Consider the following 18654-nt stretch of genomic DNA (forward strand, 5'->3'; position numbering starts at 1 on the left):
GACCCGTCGGTACGATCATCGTATTGACGGAGAGGGTCGGAAACCTTGAACAGCGCTGAGAACGTGGGTCAGTTGAGCCCGCTGGGCCCCGAAGACCCGCGTGAGGTGGCCGGTTACCGCCTGCTCGCCAGGATCGGTGAGGGCGGCATGGGGCGCGTCTATCTCTCCCGCACGCGAGGCAACCAGCCGGTCGCCCTGAAGGTGATCCGCCGTGAGTACGCCCAGGACGAGGAGTTCCGCCGCCGCTTCGAGCAGGAGGCGACCTCCGCCCGCAGGGTGCGGGGCTACCACATCGTCCCCGTCGTCGACCATGACACCACCGGCCCGCAGCCGTGGCTGGCCACCACGTACGTCCCCGGCCTCGCCCTGGACCAGCTCCTCACCGGGCATGGGACGCTCCCGCTGACCACGGTGCTGCAGCTGACCGGCTGTGCGGCGGAGGCGCTGCACGCCGTGCACAAAGCCGGAGTGATCCACCGTGACATGAAGCCGAGCAACATCCTCATCGGCTCCGAAGGCCCCTGGATCATTGACTTCGGCATCGCCCGGGCCGCCGACGCCACCCAGCTCACCCGCAGCGGAGGGCTCATCGGCACCCCTCAGTTCATGTCCCCGGAACACGCCGGCGGCCAAGACCTCACACCGGCGACCGACGTCTTCTCGCTCGGCCTGATCGCCGCCGTCGCCGCGACCGGCCGCCACCCTTACGGCGATGCCGGAGCCATCACCCTGGCCACCAAGATCGCCAACAGCGAGTCCCGGCCGCCGGACCTGACGGCGTACCCAGAACCGCTGCGTGCCGTCCTGGAGCGCACGCTGGCCGCCGACGCGACCGCCCGCCCCACCCCCTCCGAACTGGCGGAACTGTGCCAGGAGCTGAGCGGGCGGCCGTCGCGTGACTTCGTCGGCTGGCTGCCCGCGCCCGTCGCGGCGGACATCGCCCGCCGGGAGGAAGCCGCCCGGCAGCAGGCCGAGACCGATTCCGGACCGCGTTCCGGCGCCGTGGCGAGTGCTGAGACCGTGCCCCCACCGCCCGTCGCGTCAGGCGCAGCTGTGCCCACCGGTGCCGCGGCACCGGCCGACGCCGCACCGCCGGTCGGCGTGGCATCGGGCGGATACACACCCACCCACGCCTCCCGGCCCGGTGAGCACCCGCAATACGGCCGGGTACAGCCGCCGTCGGCCGGATCCCCTGTCCCGTTCCCGCAGGGAGCACCACCCCCCACCGGCCCCCCTACGGCCCCGTCAGCGGCCCGGAGCCGTACCCCGTTGACGGTCGGCGCGGCCGTGCTGGCCCTGGCGGTGGCGGCGACCACCGTCTGGGTCCTCACCCAGGGTGACGACACGGACAACGCCCGGGGCCGCGGCGGACAACCAGCCTCGTCGCCCACCGCCGGTACCCCGGCCCCCGGGGGCACCCCGCCGGGCACCGGCGTATCGCCCACCGGGAACGCGGCGCCGAACGGCTACACGGAGATCTTCAGGGACAAACCGCTCACCTTGCGCGCCCAGTTCACCTCCAACCGCATCTCTTACACCAACGTCGACCTGGACAAACCGAAGATCGACCCGAACGCCCTCAGCGAGGGGAAGGGAAACGAGCTGCAGTACGAGGAGTTCGGCGGCACCTACACCCTGCGCTTTCTGACGACCATGGGAAAAAGTGCGGGCACCACCTCCCAGGAGTGTGCCGAGGGCGCGGCGGCCGACGCGCTGCCCTCCGAGCTCGGCGGCGAGGCACAGGGCGAACAGCTGACCCCGGGCACGGTGCTGTGCACCGTCACCGATGAGGGCAATCTCGCGATGCTCACCATCAAGCACGTCGTCGTCCAGAGGGATGAGAGCGCGGGTTTCAAGGCACGCGACTACGTCACCGAACTGACGCTCTGGAAGGCGCCCTGACCCGCCCGTCGCGGAAAGCGTCCTCGTCCCGTCGTACCAACTCGTCCTGCGCGGGAGTCACCGTTCAGGGCTACCCGCCGCTGAACCGACCGGACCACGGTCGGCACACCTCGCGCCGCCGTCGTACAAGGGGAACAGCCCCGGGGCGCCGCGGTGGACAACCAACAGCGTGTTCACGCGGGGCGGGCATCGCAACCGTGAGGAGACGCGCGCTGGTGTTAGCCCGAGCGGTGTGCATGGGGCCACCAGCTCGGCGATGCTGCGGTGCGTCCCCTGGACCGGTGGCCATCGGACAGGCCATGTTGCTGGCAGCCACCTGATCAGCTCGGTACCGACCGGAGGTGTAGGGGTGGTCTGCACACCCGATGCGAGTGGCCCTCGGCGAGGAGGGTGGCCTACCCCAGCGGCGACGCGGCCCTTGAGTGGACCTCGACAGCGGCTGGTGCCGTGCGTCTCACCCGGCTCGACCTCCGAGGAGGTCCGGGCCGCGGCTCCGGCGCGGCGCCCGTCCCCGCTTCCCGTTCGCACCTGCTGTGTGACAAGGAGCAGAGCGTCCGCATCGAGTCCGTCGAGGACCGCCCGGCCCGGGTCGCCGACCCCGCCGTCGGCCGGGTCGTACACGATGATGCCGCCCCCGGTTCCAGCGTGACCGTATGGCGGGGCGCCGACGGTACGCCGCCCTGATCGAAGACCGACCGGCCTCCGGCAGACCGGAAGCCGCACAGTTGCCCGCCCCTGCGAAAGGAGCCGACCATGTCGACCGTAGGAGACAAGGGCCCCAGGCCTGACGCGGACGAGCCGCAGGCCGATCCCGGTGCGGAAGGGACGAGCTCGCTCAAACCGTTGGTCTTCTTCGGCTCCGCGACGCTCATCCTGGCCATCTCGATCTGGGCGATCATCACCCCCTCGGGTGCCGAGGAGGTCATCGGCGTGGTGGTCGACAGGATCTCCGGCTGGTTCGGCTGGTACTACTTCCTCGCCGCGACCCTGTATCTCGTGTTCGTCGTCTTCATCGGGTTGTCGAAGTACGGCACGATCAAGCTCGGTCCCAAGCACTACAAACCGGATTACGGGCTCTTCGCCTGGGCCGCGATGTTGTTCGCGGCGGGCATCGGCATCGACTTGATGTTCTTCTCCGTCGCCGGCCCGGTGAGCCACTACCTGGTGCCACCGGAAGGGGACCCCGAGTCGCTGGAGGCGGCCCAGCAGGCCGTGGTGTGGACGCTGTTCCACTACGGCATCACCGGCTGGGCCATGTACGCGCTGATGGGTATGGCGCTCGGCTACTTCGCCTTCCGTCACAAGTTGCCGCTCGCCATCCGCTCCGCGATCTACCCGATCATCGGCCGTCGGATCCACGGCAGGATCGGTGACGCCGTCGACCTGGCGGCCATCATCGGTACGGTCTTCGGGATCTCCGTGTCTCTCGGCATCGGCGTGGTGCAGCTGAACTACGGGCTCAAGGTCCTCTTCGGCGTCCCGGAGGGTCTGCCCGCACAGATCGGGCTCATCGCCGTCGCGGTGGTGATGGCCACCGTTTCGGCGGCTGCCGGGGTCGACAAGGGCATCCGCCGACTGTCGCAGCTCAACGTGCTCCTCGCGGTGCTGCTGATGCTGTACATCCTGGTCGTCGGCGAACCGTTCCGGCTACTCAACGCGCTGGTTCAGAACATCGGCGACTACCTCAGCGGATTTCCGTCGATGACACTGAACACCTTCGCCTACGATCAGCCGACCGAATGGCTGGACGCCTGGACGCTGTTCTTCTGGGCCTGGTGGATCGCCTGGGCGCCGTTCGTGGGTCTGTTCCTCGCTCGGATCTCGCGAGGCCGCACACTGCGCCAGTTCGTCGCCGCGACCCTGATCATCCCGTTCCTCTTCACCGGCCTCTTCCTGGCCGTCTTCGGCAACAGCGCACTGTTCGTGGTGCGCGACGGCAACTCCGCTTTCGGGGAGACCGCGCTCAACTCCCCCGAGCAGGCCTTCTACGGATTGCTGGACCAATACCCCGGGGCGATGTTCAGTGCAGGACTCGCGACCTTCGTCGGGCTGCTCCTGTACGTCACCTCCGCCGACTCCGGAGCCCTGGTCATGGGCAACCTCAGCTCGCACCTCCCCACACCTGTGACCGACGCGCGGACCTGGCTCCGCGTCTTCTGGGCGGTGGCGACGGGCCTGCTCACACTCGCCATGCTCCTGGTGGGCGGCGTGCAGGCCCTCACCGACGCCACGATCATCATGGGGTTGCCCTTCTCGTTCGTGATGTTCCTGATCATGGCGGGGCTCTACCTGGCGCTGCGCTCCGAGCGGATGCGTGAGGAGGCACTCACCACCACCCTGCCGGGGTCGCTCTCCGGACGGACCACGCAGCAGGGGCCTACGGGGGCGCGGAACTGGCGCCAGAGGCTGTCGCGGGCGATGTCCTTCCCCGGCAGACGGGCAGCCGCCAGATTCGTGGAGGACGTCTGCCGCCCGGCGTTCGAGGAAGTCGTCCAAGAACTGCGTGAGCAAGGGGCGGATGCGCAGATCCTGTCCGGCACCGTCGAAGAGAACGGCCTCTCATACGTCGGCCTCGCCGTGCCGATCGGCCCGAAGGACCAGTTCATCTATCGGGCCTGGCCCGTCGAACGGCCCACCCCGGGTTTCGCCACCCGGTCGGTGAGCACCCACGACACCTATGTGCGCTTCGAGGTCCAACTGGCCGAGGGCAACCAGGGGTACGACGTCATGGGCTACACCAGGGAACAACTCATCGGTGACACCCTCGACCAGTACGAGCGACACATGGAGTTCCTGCGGCTGCACCACGAGGCCACAGCAGGGTCGGCTTTCCCCGGTCACCGCCCCGACGCCCCGGACGCGGACCAGCCGGAGTAGCAGTCGCGCCTCGGCCGAAGCCGGAGTGGGTGTCTTCGCCGTGTACAGCTGCGGTGCGATGAGCCGGGCCCCCGACCGCCTCGGCCAGGGCCTGCGGCGTACGTCACCGAAGCGTAAGCCCTGCGGCATCCGCGGGGCGGGCAGGTCGGATCTAGAGTCACTCCCATCCCGATCGCCCAGGAGTCCTCCATGCGTACCCGCTCCGTTCTTCCCGCCGCCCTTGCCGCCGCTCTGCTCGCCCTCGCGGGATGCGGTGCGAACAGCGGCACCGACAACGCGACGGCGGACACACGGTCCTCCGGCTCCTCGCCCACCGGCCTGCCGCCGGCCTCCCCGGGCGCCGGAAGCGAGGAGGCCGCCAAGCCCGAGGTGCCGCGGCCGCTGCGGTTCACCGCGACCACGGTGGACGGCGAGCACTTCGACGCCAGCAGCCTGGCGGGCAGGCCGACCGTGCTGTGGTTCTGGGCGCCCTGGTGCCCCAAGTGCAAGGCCCAGGCCACGGCGACCAGCAAGGTCGCCGCTGACTACGCGGGCCGGGCCCACGTCGTCGGTGTGGCGGGCCTGGACAGGAACAAGGCCATGAAGGACTTCGTCGCCGACACGCGGACCAGTGGCTTTCCGCACCTGTCCGACGAGAACGGCGAGGTCTGGAAGCGCTTCGAGGTCACGGAGCAGAGCCGCTACGTCATCCTCGACAAGGGCGGGAAGACCGTCTACGAGGGCGTCCTGCCCAAAGGCGAAGGGCTGGCCGAGAAGGTCGCCGGGCTGGTCGGCTGACCCGCGATGTCCGACCTCCCGCTCGCCCTCGCGCTCACCGCGGGCGTTCTCGCCGCCGTCAACCCCTGTGGCTTCGCCCTGCTCCCCGCCTACCTGTCCCTCCTCGTCCTCGGCGACGACAGTCCCACTCGCGGTGTCGCCATAACCCGGGCCCTAGTTGCGACCGCCTCGATCACCGTCGGTTTCACCGCCCTGTTCGGCATATTCGGCCTGGCCGTCCAGCCTGTGGCCGGCCAGGTCCAGGAACACCTGCCGTGGTTCACCGTCACCTTCGGCGTTCTCATGGCCGTCGCCGGTGGCTGGTTGCTGACCGGCCGCCAACTGCCCGTCATGTTGCCGAGAGTCCGACGGGCCCCCGCCGTGACCCGGTCCATCCCCTCGATGGCCCTGTTCGGCATGGCCTACGCCACCGCGTCCCTGGGCTGCACCATCGCCCCGTTCCTCGCCATCGTCGTCTCCGCCTTCCGCAGCGGCTCCACCGCCGAGGGGGCCGTCCTCTTCGCCGCGTACGCGGGCGGTATGGGACTCATCGTCGGCGTCGCGTCCCTGACCGTAGCCCTCACCCGCAGCACAGCCGTCGGCCAACTGCGCCGGGTCGGTGCCCTCGCACCGCGCATCGGCGGCGGACTCCTCCTCCTCGTCGGGGCGTACGTCGCCTACTACGGCTGGTACGAGATCCGCGTCCAGCGCGACCCCGCCGTCACCGACCCCGTCATCGACACCGCCGGAGCCGCTCAGCGCGCCCTCGCCGACGCACTGGACTCCGTCGGCCCCACCGTCCTGGCCACCCTTCTGGCCGTGCTCCTCCTGACAGCCTGGGCGATCCGCCGCAGGCGAGCGCAGACGGAGGACCGGTCGACGGACGCATCCAGCCACAAGAGCTGACGCGGCGGAGACTCGCTGCGACGCCCGGCGACATTCCCCGCCGACCCGGTCGGTCTGGGCGCGGACCGGCGGGTGCGCGCGCACGCGGTCCCCGCGGTCGGGTCTACGGTGACCCGTCGAAAGCAGGGCGGCGAATGTGACGCCGAAAGCGTTCGAGCCCTCCAGCGCTTGGTCGGTGTGCGCAGTCTTCGTGTCATCTGTGGGCCCTGTCAGGGTGGTTTGGGGCACTTTCCGCGCTAACGTTCCATCAGTTTGATCCGCAGCGCTATGAGGGGATCCGAGGACTGCAAATGGCAGAGCAGCCACGTGAGCAATGGGCCACCCGCACCGGCTTTCTGCTGGCCGCCATCGGCTCGGCCGTCGGGCTCGGCAATATCTGGCGGTTTCCCGCCATCGCCTACGAGAACGGTGGTGGCGCCTTCCTGCTGCCGTACCTCATCGCGCTCCTCTCGGCGGGCATTCCGCTGTTGATCATGGAGTACGCCATCGGGCGCAAGTACCGTCTGTCGCCCCCCGCCGCTCTGCGCAGGATGGCCCGGCCGGCAGAGGTCATCGGATGGTGGCAGGTGGCGATCTCCTTCGTGATCGCCACCTACTACGCCGTCATCATCGCCTGGGCCGTGCGGTACGTGGGGTTCTCGGTGGGCCGGCAGTGGGGCGACGACCCGGAGGCGTTCCTCTTCGGCGACTTCCTGCGGGCCCCTGAGACCCCGGGCTTCCTGGACGGCTTCGTACCAGGGGTGTTCTGGCCGCTCATCGCCGTGTGGGCGGTCGTGCTGGTCGTCCTGGCGTTCGGTATCCGGCGAGGTATCGAGCGTGCCAACAAGATCTTCATTCCGTTGCTCTTCGTCCTGTTCGCCGCGCTGGTGATCCGGGCGCTCACGCTGGACGGAGCGGCCACAGGTCTCGACGCCCTCTTCGCGCCGAACTGGTCGGAACTCGGCAGCGGCAGCGTCTGGGTCGCTGCCTACGGGCAGATCTTCTTCTCCCTGTCCATCGGCTTCGGAATCATGGTCACGTACGCGTCGTACCTGGGCCGCCGGGCCGATCTGACGGGTTCCGCGATGGTGGCGGGGTTCGCCAACAGCTCGTTCGAGATCCTGGCGGGTATCGGGGTCTTCGCGACTCTGGGCTATCTGGCGACCGCCTCGGGGGTCGGCGTCGACGAAGTCGCCGGCGCGGGCATCGGCCTGGCGTTCGTCGCCTTCCCCGCGGTGATCTCGGAAATGCCGCTAGGTGGCCTCTTCGGCGTGCTCTTCTTCAGCTCCCTGGTGATCGCGGGGCTCTCCTCGCTGATCTCCATCGTGCAGGTGGTCGTCTCGGCCGTACAGGACCGGACCGGCATGCGGCGCATGCCGGCGGTCCTGGGGATCGGCGGTCTGGTGGCGTTGGTCTCGGTCCTGTTGTTCCCTACCGAGTCCGGCATCTATCTGCTCGACGCGTCCGACCACTTCATCAATCAGTACGGCATCGCCCTGGCGGCTCTGGTCGGGCTGATCGTGATCGTCTGGGTGCTGCGGCAACTGCCCAGCCTCCAGCAGAACGCAGACGCCACCTCCGCCATCCGGCTCGGCCGCTGGTGGCGTATCTGCCTCGGTGTCATCACACCGCTGGTGCTGGGCTGGATGATGATCGACAGCCTACGGACCGAGTTCGAGGAGAACTATGAGGGCTATTCGACCGGCTTCCTGCTCTCCGCAGGCTGGAGCGTCGCCATCGGCGCACTGCTGGTAGGGGTCATCCTCACTCTGATGCCGTGGCCGGCCGGTGGCGAGGACATCGACCTGGACATGGAGTCGCCCGCTGACCGGAAGGACCGCTGATGTCCGCCAGCGCCATCGTCATGATGGTTGTCGCCATGCTCATCGTCTGGGGTGGACTGATCGCCGCCATCCTCCGCCTGAGGGGCCACTCGGAGCCGCCGGAAGAGTTGCCGCCCGGCGCCCACCGGGCCGAGTGACCGAGCCCTTGCCGGCCCCTGGGAGACGTACTGGGCCGGCGGGTTCGCGGCAGACGGCCGCCACACTGTGGCGGGGTCTGCCGCGGTCCCGGGCCGTGCGGGGCCGGCTCCCGGCGGAGCCGCTCATGGTCTCCGCCATCTGCTCGGCGACCTCGAAGGCCGCATTCCCGACGGCATCCCCATCGTGGTGGACACCACCCGCGGCCGACAGATCATCGCGGGGAAAGTCGGGGGATGAGGATCCTGAAGCCGCGGTCCTGGCAGCTCGCTCATGCGGAGCCGTGATCCGGCGGACGGGGGTCACGGCCCGGCAGACGAAGGGCCGGGCACTCTCGACGCGGGCTCGGAGGCGCCGGCGCCACGTGCCAGCTCGGCCCGCAGCGCGGCCACTTCTGCTGTCAGAGCCTCCAGGAGTGCCGTCTGCCTTCTTTCCTCGGCGTTGTCCCGTTCGAAGCGAGAGATGAACCAGGCCGCGATGTTCGCCGTCACCACACCGAGCAGTGCGATGCCGGAGAGCATCAGGCCCACGGCGAGCAGCCTGCCGAGTCCGGTGGTGGGCGCCAGGTCCCCGTAGCCCACCGTCGTCATGGTCGTGAAGGACCACCACACGGCATCTCCGATCGTGCGGATGTTGCCGCTCGGCGCATCCCGTTCCACCTGGAGCACCGCGAGCGAACCGAACATCATGAGTCCGACGACGGACCCCGCGACATACACGGTCATCGTGACCTGTGGAGCGTGCCTGGCTCGTCGGCCCACCAGCAGCAGTGTGGACAGCAGTCGCAGCAGGCGCAGCGGTTGGACGAGCGGCAGGGCCACTGCCAGCAGGTCCAGCGGATGGCTGCGGACGAAGGCCCACTTGCCGGGGGTGAGCAGCAGCCGCGTCAGGTAGTCGACGGCGAAGGTCGCCCACACCGCCCACTCGGCCGCCCCGCACGCGGTGCGTGCCCAAGCCGGTGCGTCCGGAGCGAGGACGGGAAGGGCGTAGGCGGCGGCGAACACCACGGCCAGTACCATCAGCGGGGTACGCGTGTGCTGTTCCCAGCGGTCCAGGGCGGTTCGATGCTTCATGCGGGCATCGTAGAGACCGCGTGGGGAGCCGGCCCCGATGCGCATGTGCGCGTGAGGCCGCGGAGGGCCGCGGACCCCATTCCCGTCGCACAGCTCCTTCTCGCCCCGCCACGCGCCCCTTCTCGAAGGTCTCCCCACCTGCTCGGGTGGCCGCCAGGGCCGTCGGGAACCGATCGTGACTACCATCCCCTGTGACCGAAACGACCGAGCCGCCCGTTCACCGTACCCGGATATTCGCCGACCTCACCCCGCTGCGTTCCTCGCCCGACTACCGGCGGCTCTGGTTCGGCAACACCGTCTCCTGGATCGGGCAGGGCATGACGGCCCTCGCCGTGTCGCTCCAGGTCTACGACATCACCGGGTCCGCGTTCTCCGTGGGGCTCATCGGGTTCTGTTCACTCGTGCCGCTCGTGGTGTTCGGGCTCTACGGCGGAGCCGTCGCCGACACCGTCGACCGGCGCAAGCTCGGCCTGTTCAGCGCGGCGGGATCTCTCTCCCTGGCCCTCGTCCTGACGGCCGCCACCTTCGCGGGCATCGAGAACGTCGGCCTGCTGTACGCGATCGTCGCCCTCCAAGCCGTCTGCTTCGCCCTCAACGCACCCGCCCGCTCCTCGATGATCGCCCGGCTGCTGCCGCCCGAACAGCTCCCCGCCGCCAACGCGTTGAGCTCCATGACCAGTACGACCGGTGCGCTCGTCGGCCCGATGCTGGGCGGGCTGATCGTCGGCTGGTGGGGGTACCGCGCCGCGTACACCGTCGACGCGCTCACCTTCACCGCCTCCCTCTACGCGATGTGGCGGCTGCCCTCGATGCTGCCGGACCGGGAGGACAGCGGGGCGCGCAAGCGGGCCTCCGTACTGGAAGGGCTGCGGTTCCTGGGAGGCCGTCCCACCCTCCGGATGACCTTCCTGACCGACCTGTGCGCCATGGTCCTCGCCCACCCCCGGGCACTCTTCCCGGTCGTCGCCATCGTCTGGTACGGCGGTGACGCCCGGACCACCGGCATGCTCGTCGCCGCTCCCGCGCTCGGGGCACTCCTCGGCGGGGTGTTCTCCGGCTGGCTCGGCCGTGTCCGGCTGCACGGCCTCGCCGTCCTGCTGGCCGTCGGCAGCTGGGGCGCCGCCATCGCCGTCTTCGGGCTCACCCGGCACCTCTGGCTCGGGCTGCTCTTCCTGGCGCTCGCCGGGTGCGCCGACACCGTGTCCATGGTCTTCCGCAACACCATGCTCCAAGCGGCGGTTCCCGACGAGATGCGCGGCCGGCTCCAGGGTGTGTTCATCGTCGTCGTCGCGGGCGGGCCCCGGCTCGGCGACTTCCTGGCCGGTTCGGTCGCCGACCTCACCTCGCCCGCCGTGGCCGTCGTCGGCGGAGGCACCGCCTGCGTCGTCGCCGTCTCCCTGCTCGCCCTGAAGTGGCGCGGCTTCGCCCGCTACGACGCCCGGGACCCCCAGCCGTAGAGGCCGCGCGACGGCGTGCCCCTGGAGCGCCTGGGCGCCACCGCGGACCGGGCCACTGCTCTTTGTGGGGCTCCCTGGTGCGGACGGCGGCCCGGCAGCCGTGAGTGCCTCCCGGCCGCGGCTCACGTGACGATCGAGCGGGCGATCCCCGACTCCACCAGGTCCTGAGGCCGCAGGCGGAGCTGGTCGGCGGTGGCGCCCGTCTCCGACGGGGGCCGTTTAAGGATCGCCGCCGCCAGCTCGGGGGCGATGACGGAGAAGTAGCTGTCCGCCGTGACATGGGTGTTGCCCGGCGCCGCGAGGGCCAGCGCACCGCCCGAGCCGCCCTCGCCGATCACCAGCGTCGTCACCGGTACCCGGGCCGCCGCGATCGCCGCGAAGGTGTCCGCGATGGCCGCGCCCGCGCCCGCCCGTTCCGCCTCGGCGTCGTTGGCGGCGCCCGGGGTGTCGACCAGGGTGAGGACGGGGACGCCGAGCCGGTCCGCGAGCCGGATCGTGCGGGCCGCCGCGCGGTACCCGGCCGGGCGGGTCGGGGTCCCGCACTGGGCTACGTACGCGACCGGCCGCCCGTCCGCGCGCAGGCCGAAGCCGGTCAGCAGCCCCGGGTCCGTGCCGCCGCACCTGTCCCCGTGGAGGGGGAGCCGTACGGTGAAGTAGTCCGCCAAGTACGCCTCCGCACGCGGGCGTTGCGATGAACGGGCCCGCTCCACCGCCTCCCGTCCGCTCGTGGGCAGCCCGGAGGCGGAGGACGCCTGGGCCCGCGGGAGCGGCGCGGCGTCAGGCCCGTCCACGCGGGCGGCCGCCCGGGCCTGAGGCGCCCCGGCCCCGCCCTGAGGCGCCTCGGTCTCACGCGCCTCGGCCCCGGCCCCGGCCCGCGACGCCCCACCCGCCCCCAGCGCCCGCAGCCACAGTCCCACCGTGCCCGGAAGCTCCCCGGCCGGGACCACCGCGTCCACCTGGCCCGCCGCGAACTGGCCCTCGGCCCCGTACGCGTACGGGTCCGCCTCCGGCGGCCGCACCCGGGACCCGGCGAACCCGACCTGGGCGCCCGGCAGGGCCAGCACCACGTCCGCGCCCGCCCCCACCGTCGCCCAGCCGCCGCCGGTCGTGGGGTCGCGGACCACGGCGATCTGCGGGAGCCCCGCCGCGCGCAGCCGGGTGGAGGCGGCCGCCACCCGCTGGAGCTGGGTGAGTGCGACCATGCCCTCCTGCATCCGGCTGCCGCCCGTGGCGACGAGCGCGAGCAGCGGGAGGCGCCGCGACAGCGCCAGCCCGTACGCGGCCTCCAGACGGTCGCCCGTCAGCTGCCCCAACGAGCCGCCCAGGAAGCCGAATTCGAAGGAGAGCAGCACGCACTCCCGGTCGCCGACGACCCCGGTGCCGTACACCACGGACTCGACCTCGCCCGTCCGCTCCGCCGCCCGCTCCCGCGCCGCGTCGTACCCCGCCCAGCCGAGCGGACCGTCCGGTGACAGAGTGCGCGGAGTCGGGCGGTGTTCGGTGAAGCCCGCGCCGCCCGTGAGCAGCGCGATGGTCTCCCGGGCCGACAGTCGGCCACTCGTCGGTGCCGAGGGGGCGGCGGGCTCAGCGGGCTCAGCGGGCATGGAGCGACCTCTTCATGATCTTGCCCAGGTCGTTACGGGGCAGCGCGTCCAGGAAGTGCACCGTGCGCGGGCGCTTGTGCGGGGCCAGTTGGTCCGCCACATGGTCCGCCAACTCTTCGGCCGGCGGCGGAGAGTCCGGGTCGGCCGCGACCACCCACGCCACGACCCGCTCGCCGAGGTCCGGGTCCTCCTCACCGGTCACGGCCGCCTCCCGGACGCCGGGGTGGCCGAGGAGCACGTTCTCGATCTCGCCCGCGCCGATCTTGTAGCCGCCGCTCTTGATCAGGTCGGTGGCCTTGCGCCCGACGATCGTGACGTACCCGTCCTCGTCCACCGTGCCGACGTCGCCCGTACGGAACCAGCCGTCCGCCGTGTGCGCTGCGGCCGTGGCGTCGGGCCGGTTCAGGTAGCCGGTGAAGAGGTTCGGGCCACGCACCTGGATCTCGCCGACAGCCTCCGGCCCCTCCAGTACCGTGCCGTCCTCCTCCACCAGGCGCAGCTCCACCCCGGCGAGCGGCGGGCCGACCGTGCCCGGGCGTGGTACGCCGTCCGCCCGGATCCCCGTGTTCATCAGGGTCTCCGTCATCCCGTACCGCTCGATCACGCGCCGCCCGGTCGCCGCCGCGATGCGCTCGTGGTCATGGACGGGGAGCGCCGCCGAACCGGAGACCAGCAGCCGCGCCCCCGCCAGCGCCCCGGCGAGCTCGTCCCGTTCGGCATCACCCGTCGGAGCGTCCCGCTCCCCGTCGCTCGCCGGGGCGTCCAGCACCTCGGCCAGCCGGTGGTACATCGTCGGTACGCCGAACAGCATCGTGCCCCCGGACCCCAGCTCGCGGGCCACCCCCTCGGTGGAGAACTTCCCCAGGTGGCGCAGGGTGCCGCCCCGCCGCAACGGCCCGAGCACGCCCAGGATCAGCCCGTGGACGTGGAACAGCGGCAGCGCGTGGACCAGGACGTCGTCGCCGGTCCACCCCCAGGCCTCCTCCAGCGCGTCCAGGGATGCGGCGATGGCCCGGCGGGGCAGGACGGCCCCCTTGGGCGGGCCGGTGGTGCCGGAGGTGTAGACGATCAGGGCGGGCGCCTCGGCGGGCGCCTCGCCCGGCCCGTACTCCTCCGGGGCCTCGGACGCCGCCCGCGCGTCGACCGTTACCCGCCGCAGCTTCTCCAGCGCCGGGGGCAGCTCGTCGTCCGGGCCCGCCAGGACGGCGGTGGGCTCGCTGTCGGCCAGGATGTGCGCCAACTCGGCTTCGCCGGTACGGGGGTTGAGCGGTACGGTCGGCACCCCGGCCCGCAGCGCCGCCACCACCGCGATCACCGTCTCCGGCGTCGGGGTGGCCCAGACGGCGACCCGGCCCGCGTCCGCGATCCGTGCGGCGAGGGCGGTGGAGGCGGCGGCCAGCTCGCCGTAGGTCAGGGAGAGGGCACCGAAACGGACGGCCTCCCGGCGGGCTGCCGGGCCGGTGGGGGACTGGAGCGCGGAAAGAAGGAGGGTCACGCCGGGAAGCCTAGGGGGTCGGCGCGGACCTCGCCGGGGCCCGGAGGCCGATGAGGGCAGCGTCACCCCAGGTCGGGCTCTCGGGGCCTTGCCTGACAGGCCCCACGTACCGTCAGGAAGGGACACCCCACGCATGGCTCACCCGTCGCGCTGGATGTTCCGCATCCGCCCGTACGCGTACACGCACCCGGCCAGCGCCAGATCGGACAAAAGCATGAAGCCGATGGCGTACGAGTCCTTGGCGCTGTAGATCGCCCCCATCACGAGCGGTGGCACGAAACCGCCGAGCCCGCCCATCGCGCCGACGATCCCCGTCACACTGCCCACCTTCGGCTGCGGGGTCACCTGCGAGACCAGGGCGAACACGCTCCCGCTCGCGGTGCCGAGCCCGGCCGCCATGGTCAGCAGGGCGATCGTGCCGGCCGGGTTCAGCGGCGGCTCGAAGGCCTGGACGACCGCCATCAGGGCCGCCAGCAACAGCGCGCCGGACGTCACCAGCGCCGGGTGGATCCGGTCCGAGAGCCAGCCGCCGAGCGGCCGGAAGACGACCGTGACCAGCGCGAACCCGGCCGCCTTGGTGCCCGCCTCGGTCGGTGACATCTCGTACCAGGTCTTCAGGTACGTCGGCAGATAGACCCCGAACGCCACGATCCCGCCGAAGCCGATCGCGTACAGCGCCGACAGCTCCCAGGTCACCCGCAGCTTCCCGGCCTCGCCCAGCCGGTGCACCAGCGTTGCCGTGGGGATCTTCCGGTCGGGGTGGTCGCTGACCAGGACGGCGGCGAGCAGCGCGAACACGACCAGCGCGCCCGCCACGACGAGGAACGGCAGGTTGTCGCCGTGCTTCGCGATGCGCGGGGTGAAGTAGCCGGAGAGCGCGACCCCGCCCATGCCCATCCCGAACACACCCAGTGCGGACCCCCGCCTGGCGGGCGGGAACCACGAGTTGACCAGCGGGACACCGATCGCGAACGTCGTGCCGCCGAGCCCGAGCAGGAAGCCGACCGCGATCATCGCGCCGTACGAGTTCTTCGCCGGGATCAGCAGCAGCACCGGCACGATCGTCAGCGCCGACACCAGCGGGAACATCAGCTTCGCGCCGTACTTGTCGGTCAGCGCGCCCACCGGGATCCGGCCGAGCGACCCGACGAGCACCGGCACGGCCACCAGGAACGACTGCTGGAACGAGCTGAGCCCGAGCCGGTCCCTGTAGTCGCCGGACATCGGCGCGATCAGGTTCCACGCCCAGAAGGTGAGGGCGAAGCCGATCGTCGCCATGACGAGATTGCCGTACGCCGCCGGGGAGGCTCCGGCGGCCGCCGGAGCGGGGGCGTCCGAGGGCTCGGGGGACTGCTTGACGGCGGTATCCACACGGCAAGTCAAGGCCGCGGGGGAGCGCACGGCCCGCCGGCCTGCGCCGACCGGGCGACAGGGGCTCCCTGCGGCTCTTCGTGGCTCCCCTCAGCCGATATCGCCACAAGCTGGGACAATCGCGGTATGGATCGGCTGGACAGGGAAATCCTCGGCATTCTCCAGGAGGACGCGCGGATCTCGTACCGGGATCTGGGCGTACGCGTGGGGCTCAGCGCCAACGCGGCGGGCGACCGGGTCCGCCGCATGCGCAAGGACGGGGTGATCCGCGGCTTCACCGTCATCGTCGACCCGGCCGCCGACACCCGTTCGGGCCTGGTCGTCTTCATCGATGTGACACTGCGGCTCGACACGACGAACGAGGAGTTCGAGCGCTCGGTGCTGATGCTGCCCGGGATCACGGAGGTGGTGCACGTGACGGGCGGCCACGACTACCTCATCCGCGCCACGGCGGCCGACCCGGTGGCGCTGGACTCGCTGCTGCGGCGACTGAAACGCGAGGCGGGGGTGGCCCACTCCACCACCCGGATCGCGCTGCGGGCGGCCCCGAAGCACTGACACCGACCGCCCAGGCCCCGTCCGGAGCTCACAGCGGCGCCTGCCAGGTCACCGTCGTCGACCGGCCGCCCTCCTCGTCCCGCCCGTCATCGGCCACCACCAGACGCACCGCGCTCCGTCCGTCGGGCAGCCGGACCGTCGCGTCTACCGCCACGTCGATCGCCGAGATACCGGGCCTGCGGTGTGCGGCGGCCAGCGCCCCGCGCAGCGCGGCCAGCAGCTCCCGGCCCGTCTCCTCGCCCACCATCGCGTCCACCGCCCCCGTGAAGTGCACCGACGGCGGAAACCTCAGCAGCGCCGCGGCGCCCCCGGTCTCCCGCAGCACCCGGCCCCGGAACGTGCTCGGGGCCTCGGCCGGTGGCTGCTGGAGGGCGAAGATCGCGGTGCGGACCTCCTGGACGGTGGAGTCCAGCTCGTCCACAGCCCTCCCGAGCAGCTCGCCGGCCTCTTCCTCCCCCGAACGCTCGACCGCCTGCCCGCCCGACCCCTCACCCGTTCCCTCGCCCGCCACCTCCCGCAGCGCCCGCCGACGCGTCGACTCCAGCATCATCTCGGTCGCGAAGAGCCGCTGGACCACCAGATCGTGCAGGTCACGGGCGATCCGGTCGCGGTCCTCGTACACCGCGAGCTGCTCGCGGTCCGCCTGCGCGTCGGCCATCACCAGCGCCAGGGCGGCCTGCGAGGCGAACTGGGTCGCCAGCAGCCGGTCGACCGCCGTGTACGGGGGCGCGCCGCGCCGCCGGGGCAGCGCGAGGGTGCCGATGAGGCGGCCGCCGCTCTGCAGCGGCAGCATCATGCTGGGCCCGAACCGGGACCGTACGTCGGTGGTCATCCGGGGGTCGGTGGCGGAGTCGTCGATGAAGACGGGCTCCCCGCCCAGCAGTTGGACCAGGACGGGGGAGCCGGGGGCGATGGTCGTGCCGACGATGCCCGCCGGGTCCTCGAGCGTGGAGGCGGTCACGATCTCCATCCCGCCCGCCTCGGTGGGCTGGAGGATCACCCCGGCCGAGGCACCGGCCAGCGCCCGGGCGCCTTCGGCCACGGTCATCAGGGCGTCGGCCGCGTCGGTGCCGGTCAGCAGGGCGGTGGTGACGGCGGCCGCCCCCTCGATCCACCGCTCACGCTGCCGGGCGCTCTCGTGGAGCCGGGCGTTGCCGACGGCGATGCCCGCCTGGGAGGCGAGGACGTGCAGCAGGGCCCGGTCCGTCTCGGAGAAGGGGCCCGAACCCTTCTCCGCCAGGCAGAGGTGGCCGAAGAGTTCGGTGTGCACCTGGATCGGGGCGGTGAGGAAGGCCGGGGCGGGCGGTCCACCCGGCTCCCGGCCGCCGCCCTCGGACGGGAGCCCCGCGCGGCGCTCCTGGAGGAGGTGAGCGACGCGCTGACGCTCCGGCTCGGTCATCCCGGTGGTGTACAGCGCCTCGGTCCGGTCCTGGTCGGGTTCCAGCAAGCCGAGGGCGCCGTAGCGGGCCCCGGTCAGCGTGGTCGCGGTGTCCACGATCTGCTGGAGGGTGGCCCGGAGCCCGAGGTCGCCGCCGATGCTGAGGACGGCCTCCAGGAGGAGGGGCAGTCGGCCGGCGGAGGTCAAGACACCCCTAACCCGCCAGCGGGTCGAGGACCATCGGCTGGATCCTGCCGTCCAGCATCGCGCCGAGGCCGAGCACCGAGCAGACGTCGGGGCGGTCGGCGATGTGCACCGGCATGCCGGTCGCGTCGCGGAGCATCTCGTCGAGCCCCGGCAGCAGCGCACTGCCGCCCACCATCATGATCCCGCGGTCCGCGAGGTCGGCGACCAGGTCGGGCGGGCACTCGCGCAGCACTTTGCCCACGCCGTCGAGGACGGCGGTGAGCGGGGCGTGGATGGCCCGCCGTACGGCGGCGGTGTCGACCTGCACCGAGCGGGCCAGGCCGGTCGCCACGTCCCGGCCGTGGATCTCGGTCAGGGCGGGTCCGGTGAGCTGAAGGCCGTTGCCGTGCAGCGCCAGCTGCAGCGGGCGCACGGACTGGCTCGGGAGCATCAGCTCGTGGTGCTGGCGCAGGTGCTGGATCACCGCTTCGTCGATGGCGTTGCCGCCGACCGGGATCCGTACGGCCGTCACGATCGAGCCGAGCGAGAGCACGGCGATCTGCGTGGTGGCCGCGCCGCACACCATGATCATGGTAGCGGTCGGCTGTTCGACCGGCAGCCCGCAGCCCACGGCCGCCGCGATGAGGGTGTCCACCAGCTCGACCCGCCGGGCGCCGAGCCCGACGAGGGTCTCCACCGTGGCGCGCTGGGCCAGCGGATCGGCCTCGTGCGGGGTGCAGGCGGCGGCGCGCAGCCGGGGCTTGCGGCGCAGCTGGCGGCGGAGCTTGTCGCCGAGCAGGTGGCGCAGCATCCGCTGGGCCATCTCGATGTCGACGACGGTTCCGCCGGAGACCGGGCGGACCACCCGGATGTACTCGGGGGTGCGGCCGGTCATCTGCTCGGCGAGCACGCCGACCGCGATGAGCGATCCCGTACGGGTGTTGACGGCGGCGACGCTCGGTTCGTCGACGACGAGCCCGAGCCCCTTGACGTACACACGGGTCCTCGCGGCCCCGAGATCGACGGCGATGTGGCAACGCTGCAACTGCTCAAGGCTGACGGTCACGGCAGGTTCTCCCGAGAGCACGGATGGGGGTACCGGCGGCAGCCGGCCTCTCATCGCATCGTCGCGT

At 71.6% G+C, this 18654-nt stretch carries 15 protein-coding genes; 9 read left to right on the forward strand and 6 right to left on the reverse strand.

Going from position 1 to position 18654, the window contains the following annotated elements; genetic code table 11:
- Window positions 1–45: 45 nt before the first annotated feature.
- The 7 genes from AMK21_RS02845 (at window position 46) to AMK21_RS02875 (ending at window position 8401) form a co-directional block, all read left to right on the forward strand.
- Complete coding sequence (locus AMK21_RS02845) at window positions 46–1902, forward strand: serine/threonine protein kinase (RefSeq protein ID WP_234421811.1); 1857 nt, start codon at window positions 46–48, stop codon at window positions 1900–1902.
- A gap of 390 nt (window positions 1903–2292) precedes the next feature.
- The gene (locus AMK21_RS02850; RefSeq protein WP_073873785.1) at window positions 2293–2586 is read left to right on the forward strand and encodes a hypothetical protein; all 294 of its coding nucleotides are present in this window, start codon (window positions 2293–2295) and stop codon (window positions 2584–2586) included.
- 69 nt (window positions 2587–2655) lie between these two features.
- Window positions 2656–4779, forward strand: coding sequence for a choline BCCT transporter BetT (gene betT / locus AMK21_RS02855; RefSeq protein ID WP_073873787.1), 2124 nt, complete (start codon window positions 2656–2658; stop codon window positions 4777–4779).
- Window positions 4780–4968: 189 nt separating this feature from the next.
- Entirely contained in the window at window positions 4969–5556 is a 588-nt protein-coding gene (locus AMK21_RS02860; protein ID WP_073873789.1) for a redoxin domain-containing protein, read from the forward strand.
- 6 nt (window positions 5557–5562) lie between these two features.
- Window positions 5563–6441, forward strand: coding sequence for a cytochrome c biogenesis CcdA family protein (locus AMK21_RS02865; protein ID WP_073873791.1), 879 nt, complete (start codon window positions 5563–5565; stop codon window positions 6439–6441).
- Between the two features lie 290 nt (window positions 6442–6731).
- Window positions 6732–8264, forward strand: a complete 1533-nt coding sequence (locus AMK21_RS02870) for a sodium-dependent transporter (RefSeq protein WP_073873792.1) — start codon at window positions 6732–6734, stop codon at window positions 8262–8264.
- The gene (locus AMK21_RS02875; protein WP_073873794.1) at window positions 8264–8401 is read left to right on the forward strand and encodes a methionine/alanine import family NSS transporter small subunit; all 138 of its coding nucleotides are present in this window, start codon (window positions 8264–8266) and stop codon (window positions 8399–8401) included. Before AMK21_RS02870 ends, AMK21_RS02875 begins: the two co-directional genes overlap by 1 nt.
- 300 nt (window positions 8402–8701) lie before the next feature.
- On the opposite strand, the gene AMK21_RS02880 is transcribed toward AMK21_RS02875, so the two are convergent.
- Window positions 8702–9472 carry a potassium channel family protein gene (locus AMK21_RS02880; protein WP_073874245.1) on the reverse strand — a complete coding sequence of 257 codons (771 nt, stop codon included), beginning with the start codon at window positions 9470–9472 and terminating at the stop codon, window positions 8702–8704.
- Window positions 9473–9663: 191 nt separating this feature from the next.
- Between AMK21_RS02880 and AMK21_RS02885 the strand changes: the two genes are divergently transcribed.
- Window positions 9664–10929, forward strand: a complete 1266-nt coding sequence (locus AMK21_RS02885; protein ID WP_073873796.1) for an MFS transporter — start codon at window positions 9664–9666, stop codon at window positions 10927–10929.
- Window positions 10930–11051: 122 nt separating this feature from the next.
- Here AMK21_RS02885 and AMK21_RS02890 read toward each other — a convergent pair whose 3' ends face one another.
- The 3 genes from AMK21_RS02890 to AMK21_RS02900 all read right to left on the reverse strand — a co-directional run bounded on the left by AMK21_RS02890 (window position 11052) and on the right by AMK21_RS02900 (window position 15399).
- On the reverse strand, window positions 11052–12533 hold the full coding sequence (locus AMK21_RS02890; protein ID WP_073873798.1) for a carboxyl transferase domain-containing protein: 1482 nt from the start codon (window positions 12531–12533) through the stop codon (window positions 11052–11054).
- Window positions 12523–14028: an acyl-CoA synthetase gene (locus AMK21_RS02895; protein WP_073873800.1), complete on the reverse strand. Its 1506-nt coding sequence runs from the start codon at window positions 14026–14028 to the stop codon at window positions 12523–12525. Before AMK21_RS02895 ends, AMK21_RS02890 begins: the two co-directional genes overlap by 11 nt.
- Window positions 14029–14166: 138 nt before the next feature.
- The gene (locus AMK21_RS02900; RefSeq protein ID WP_073873802.1) at window positions 14167–15399 is read right to left on the reverse strand and encodes a nitrate/nitrite transporter; all 1233 of its coding nucleotides are present in this window, start codon (window positions 15397–15399) and stop codon (window positions 14167–14169) included.
- A gap of 126 nt (window positions 15400–15525) precedes the next feature.
- Here AMK21_RS02900 and AMK21_RS02905 point away from each other — a divergent pair, with 126 nt between their 5' ends.
- Window positions 15526–15957, forward strand: coding sequence for an Lrp/AsnC family transcriptional regulator (locus AMK21_RS02905; protein WP_018511664.1), 432 nt, complete (start codon window positions 15526–15528; stop codon window positions 15955–15957).
- Window positions 15958–15985: 28 nt separating this feature from the next.
- On the opposite strand, the gene AMK21_RS02910 is transcribed toward AMK21_RS02905, so the two are convergent.
- Window positions 15986–17542, reverse strand: coding sequence for a GAF domain-containing protein (locus AMK21_RS02910; RefSeq protein ID WP_073873804.1), 1557 nt, complete (start codon window positions 17540–17542; stop codon window positions 15986–15988).
- Between the two features lie 7 nt (window positions 17543–17549).
- Complete coding sequence (locus tag AMK21_RS02915; RefSeq protein ID WP_073873806.1) at window positions 17550–18587, reverse strand: rod shape-determining protein; 1038 nt, start codon at window positions 18585–18587, stop codon at window positions 17550–17552.
- Window positions 18588–18654: the final 67 nt, after the last annotated feature.

Origin of the sequence: Streptomyces sp. CB00316, from assembly GCF_001905595.1 — a bacterium.
Classification (GTDB): Bacteria; Actinomycetota; Actinomycetes; order Streptomycetales; family Streptomycetaceae; genus Streptomyces.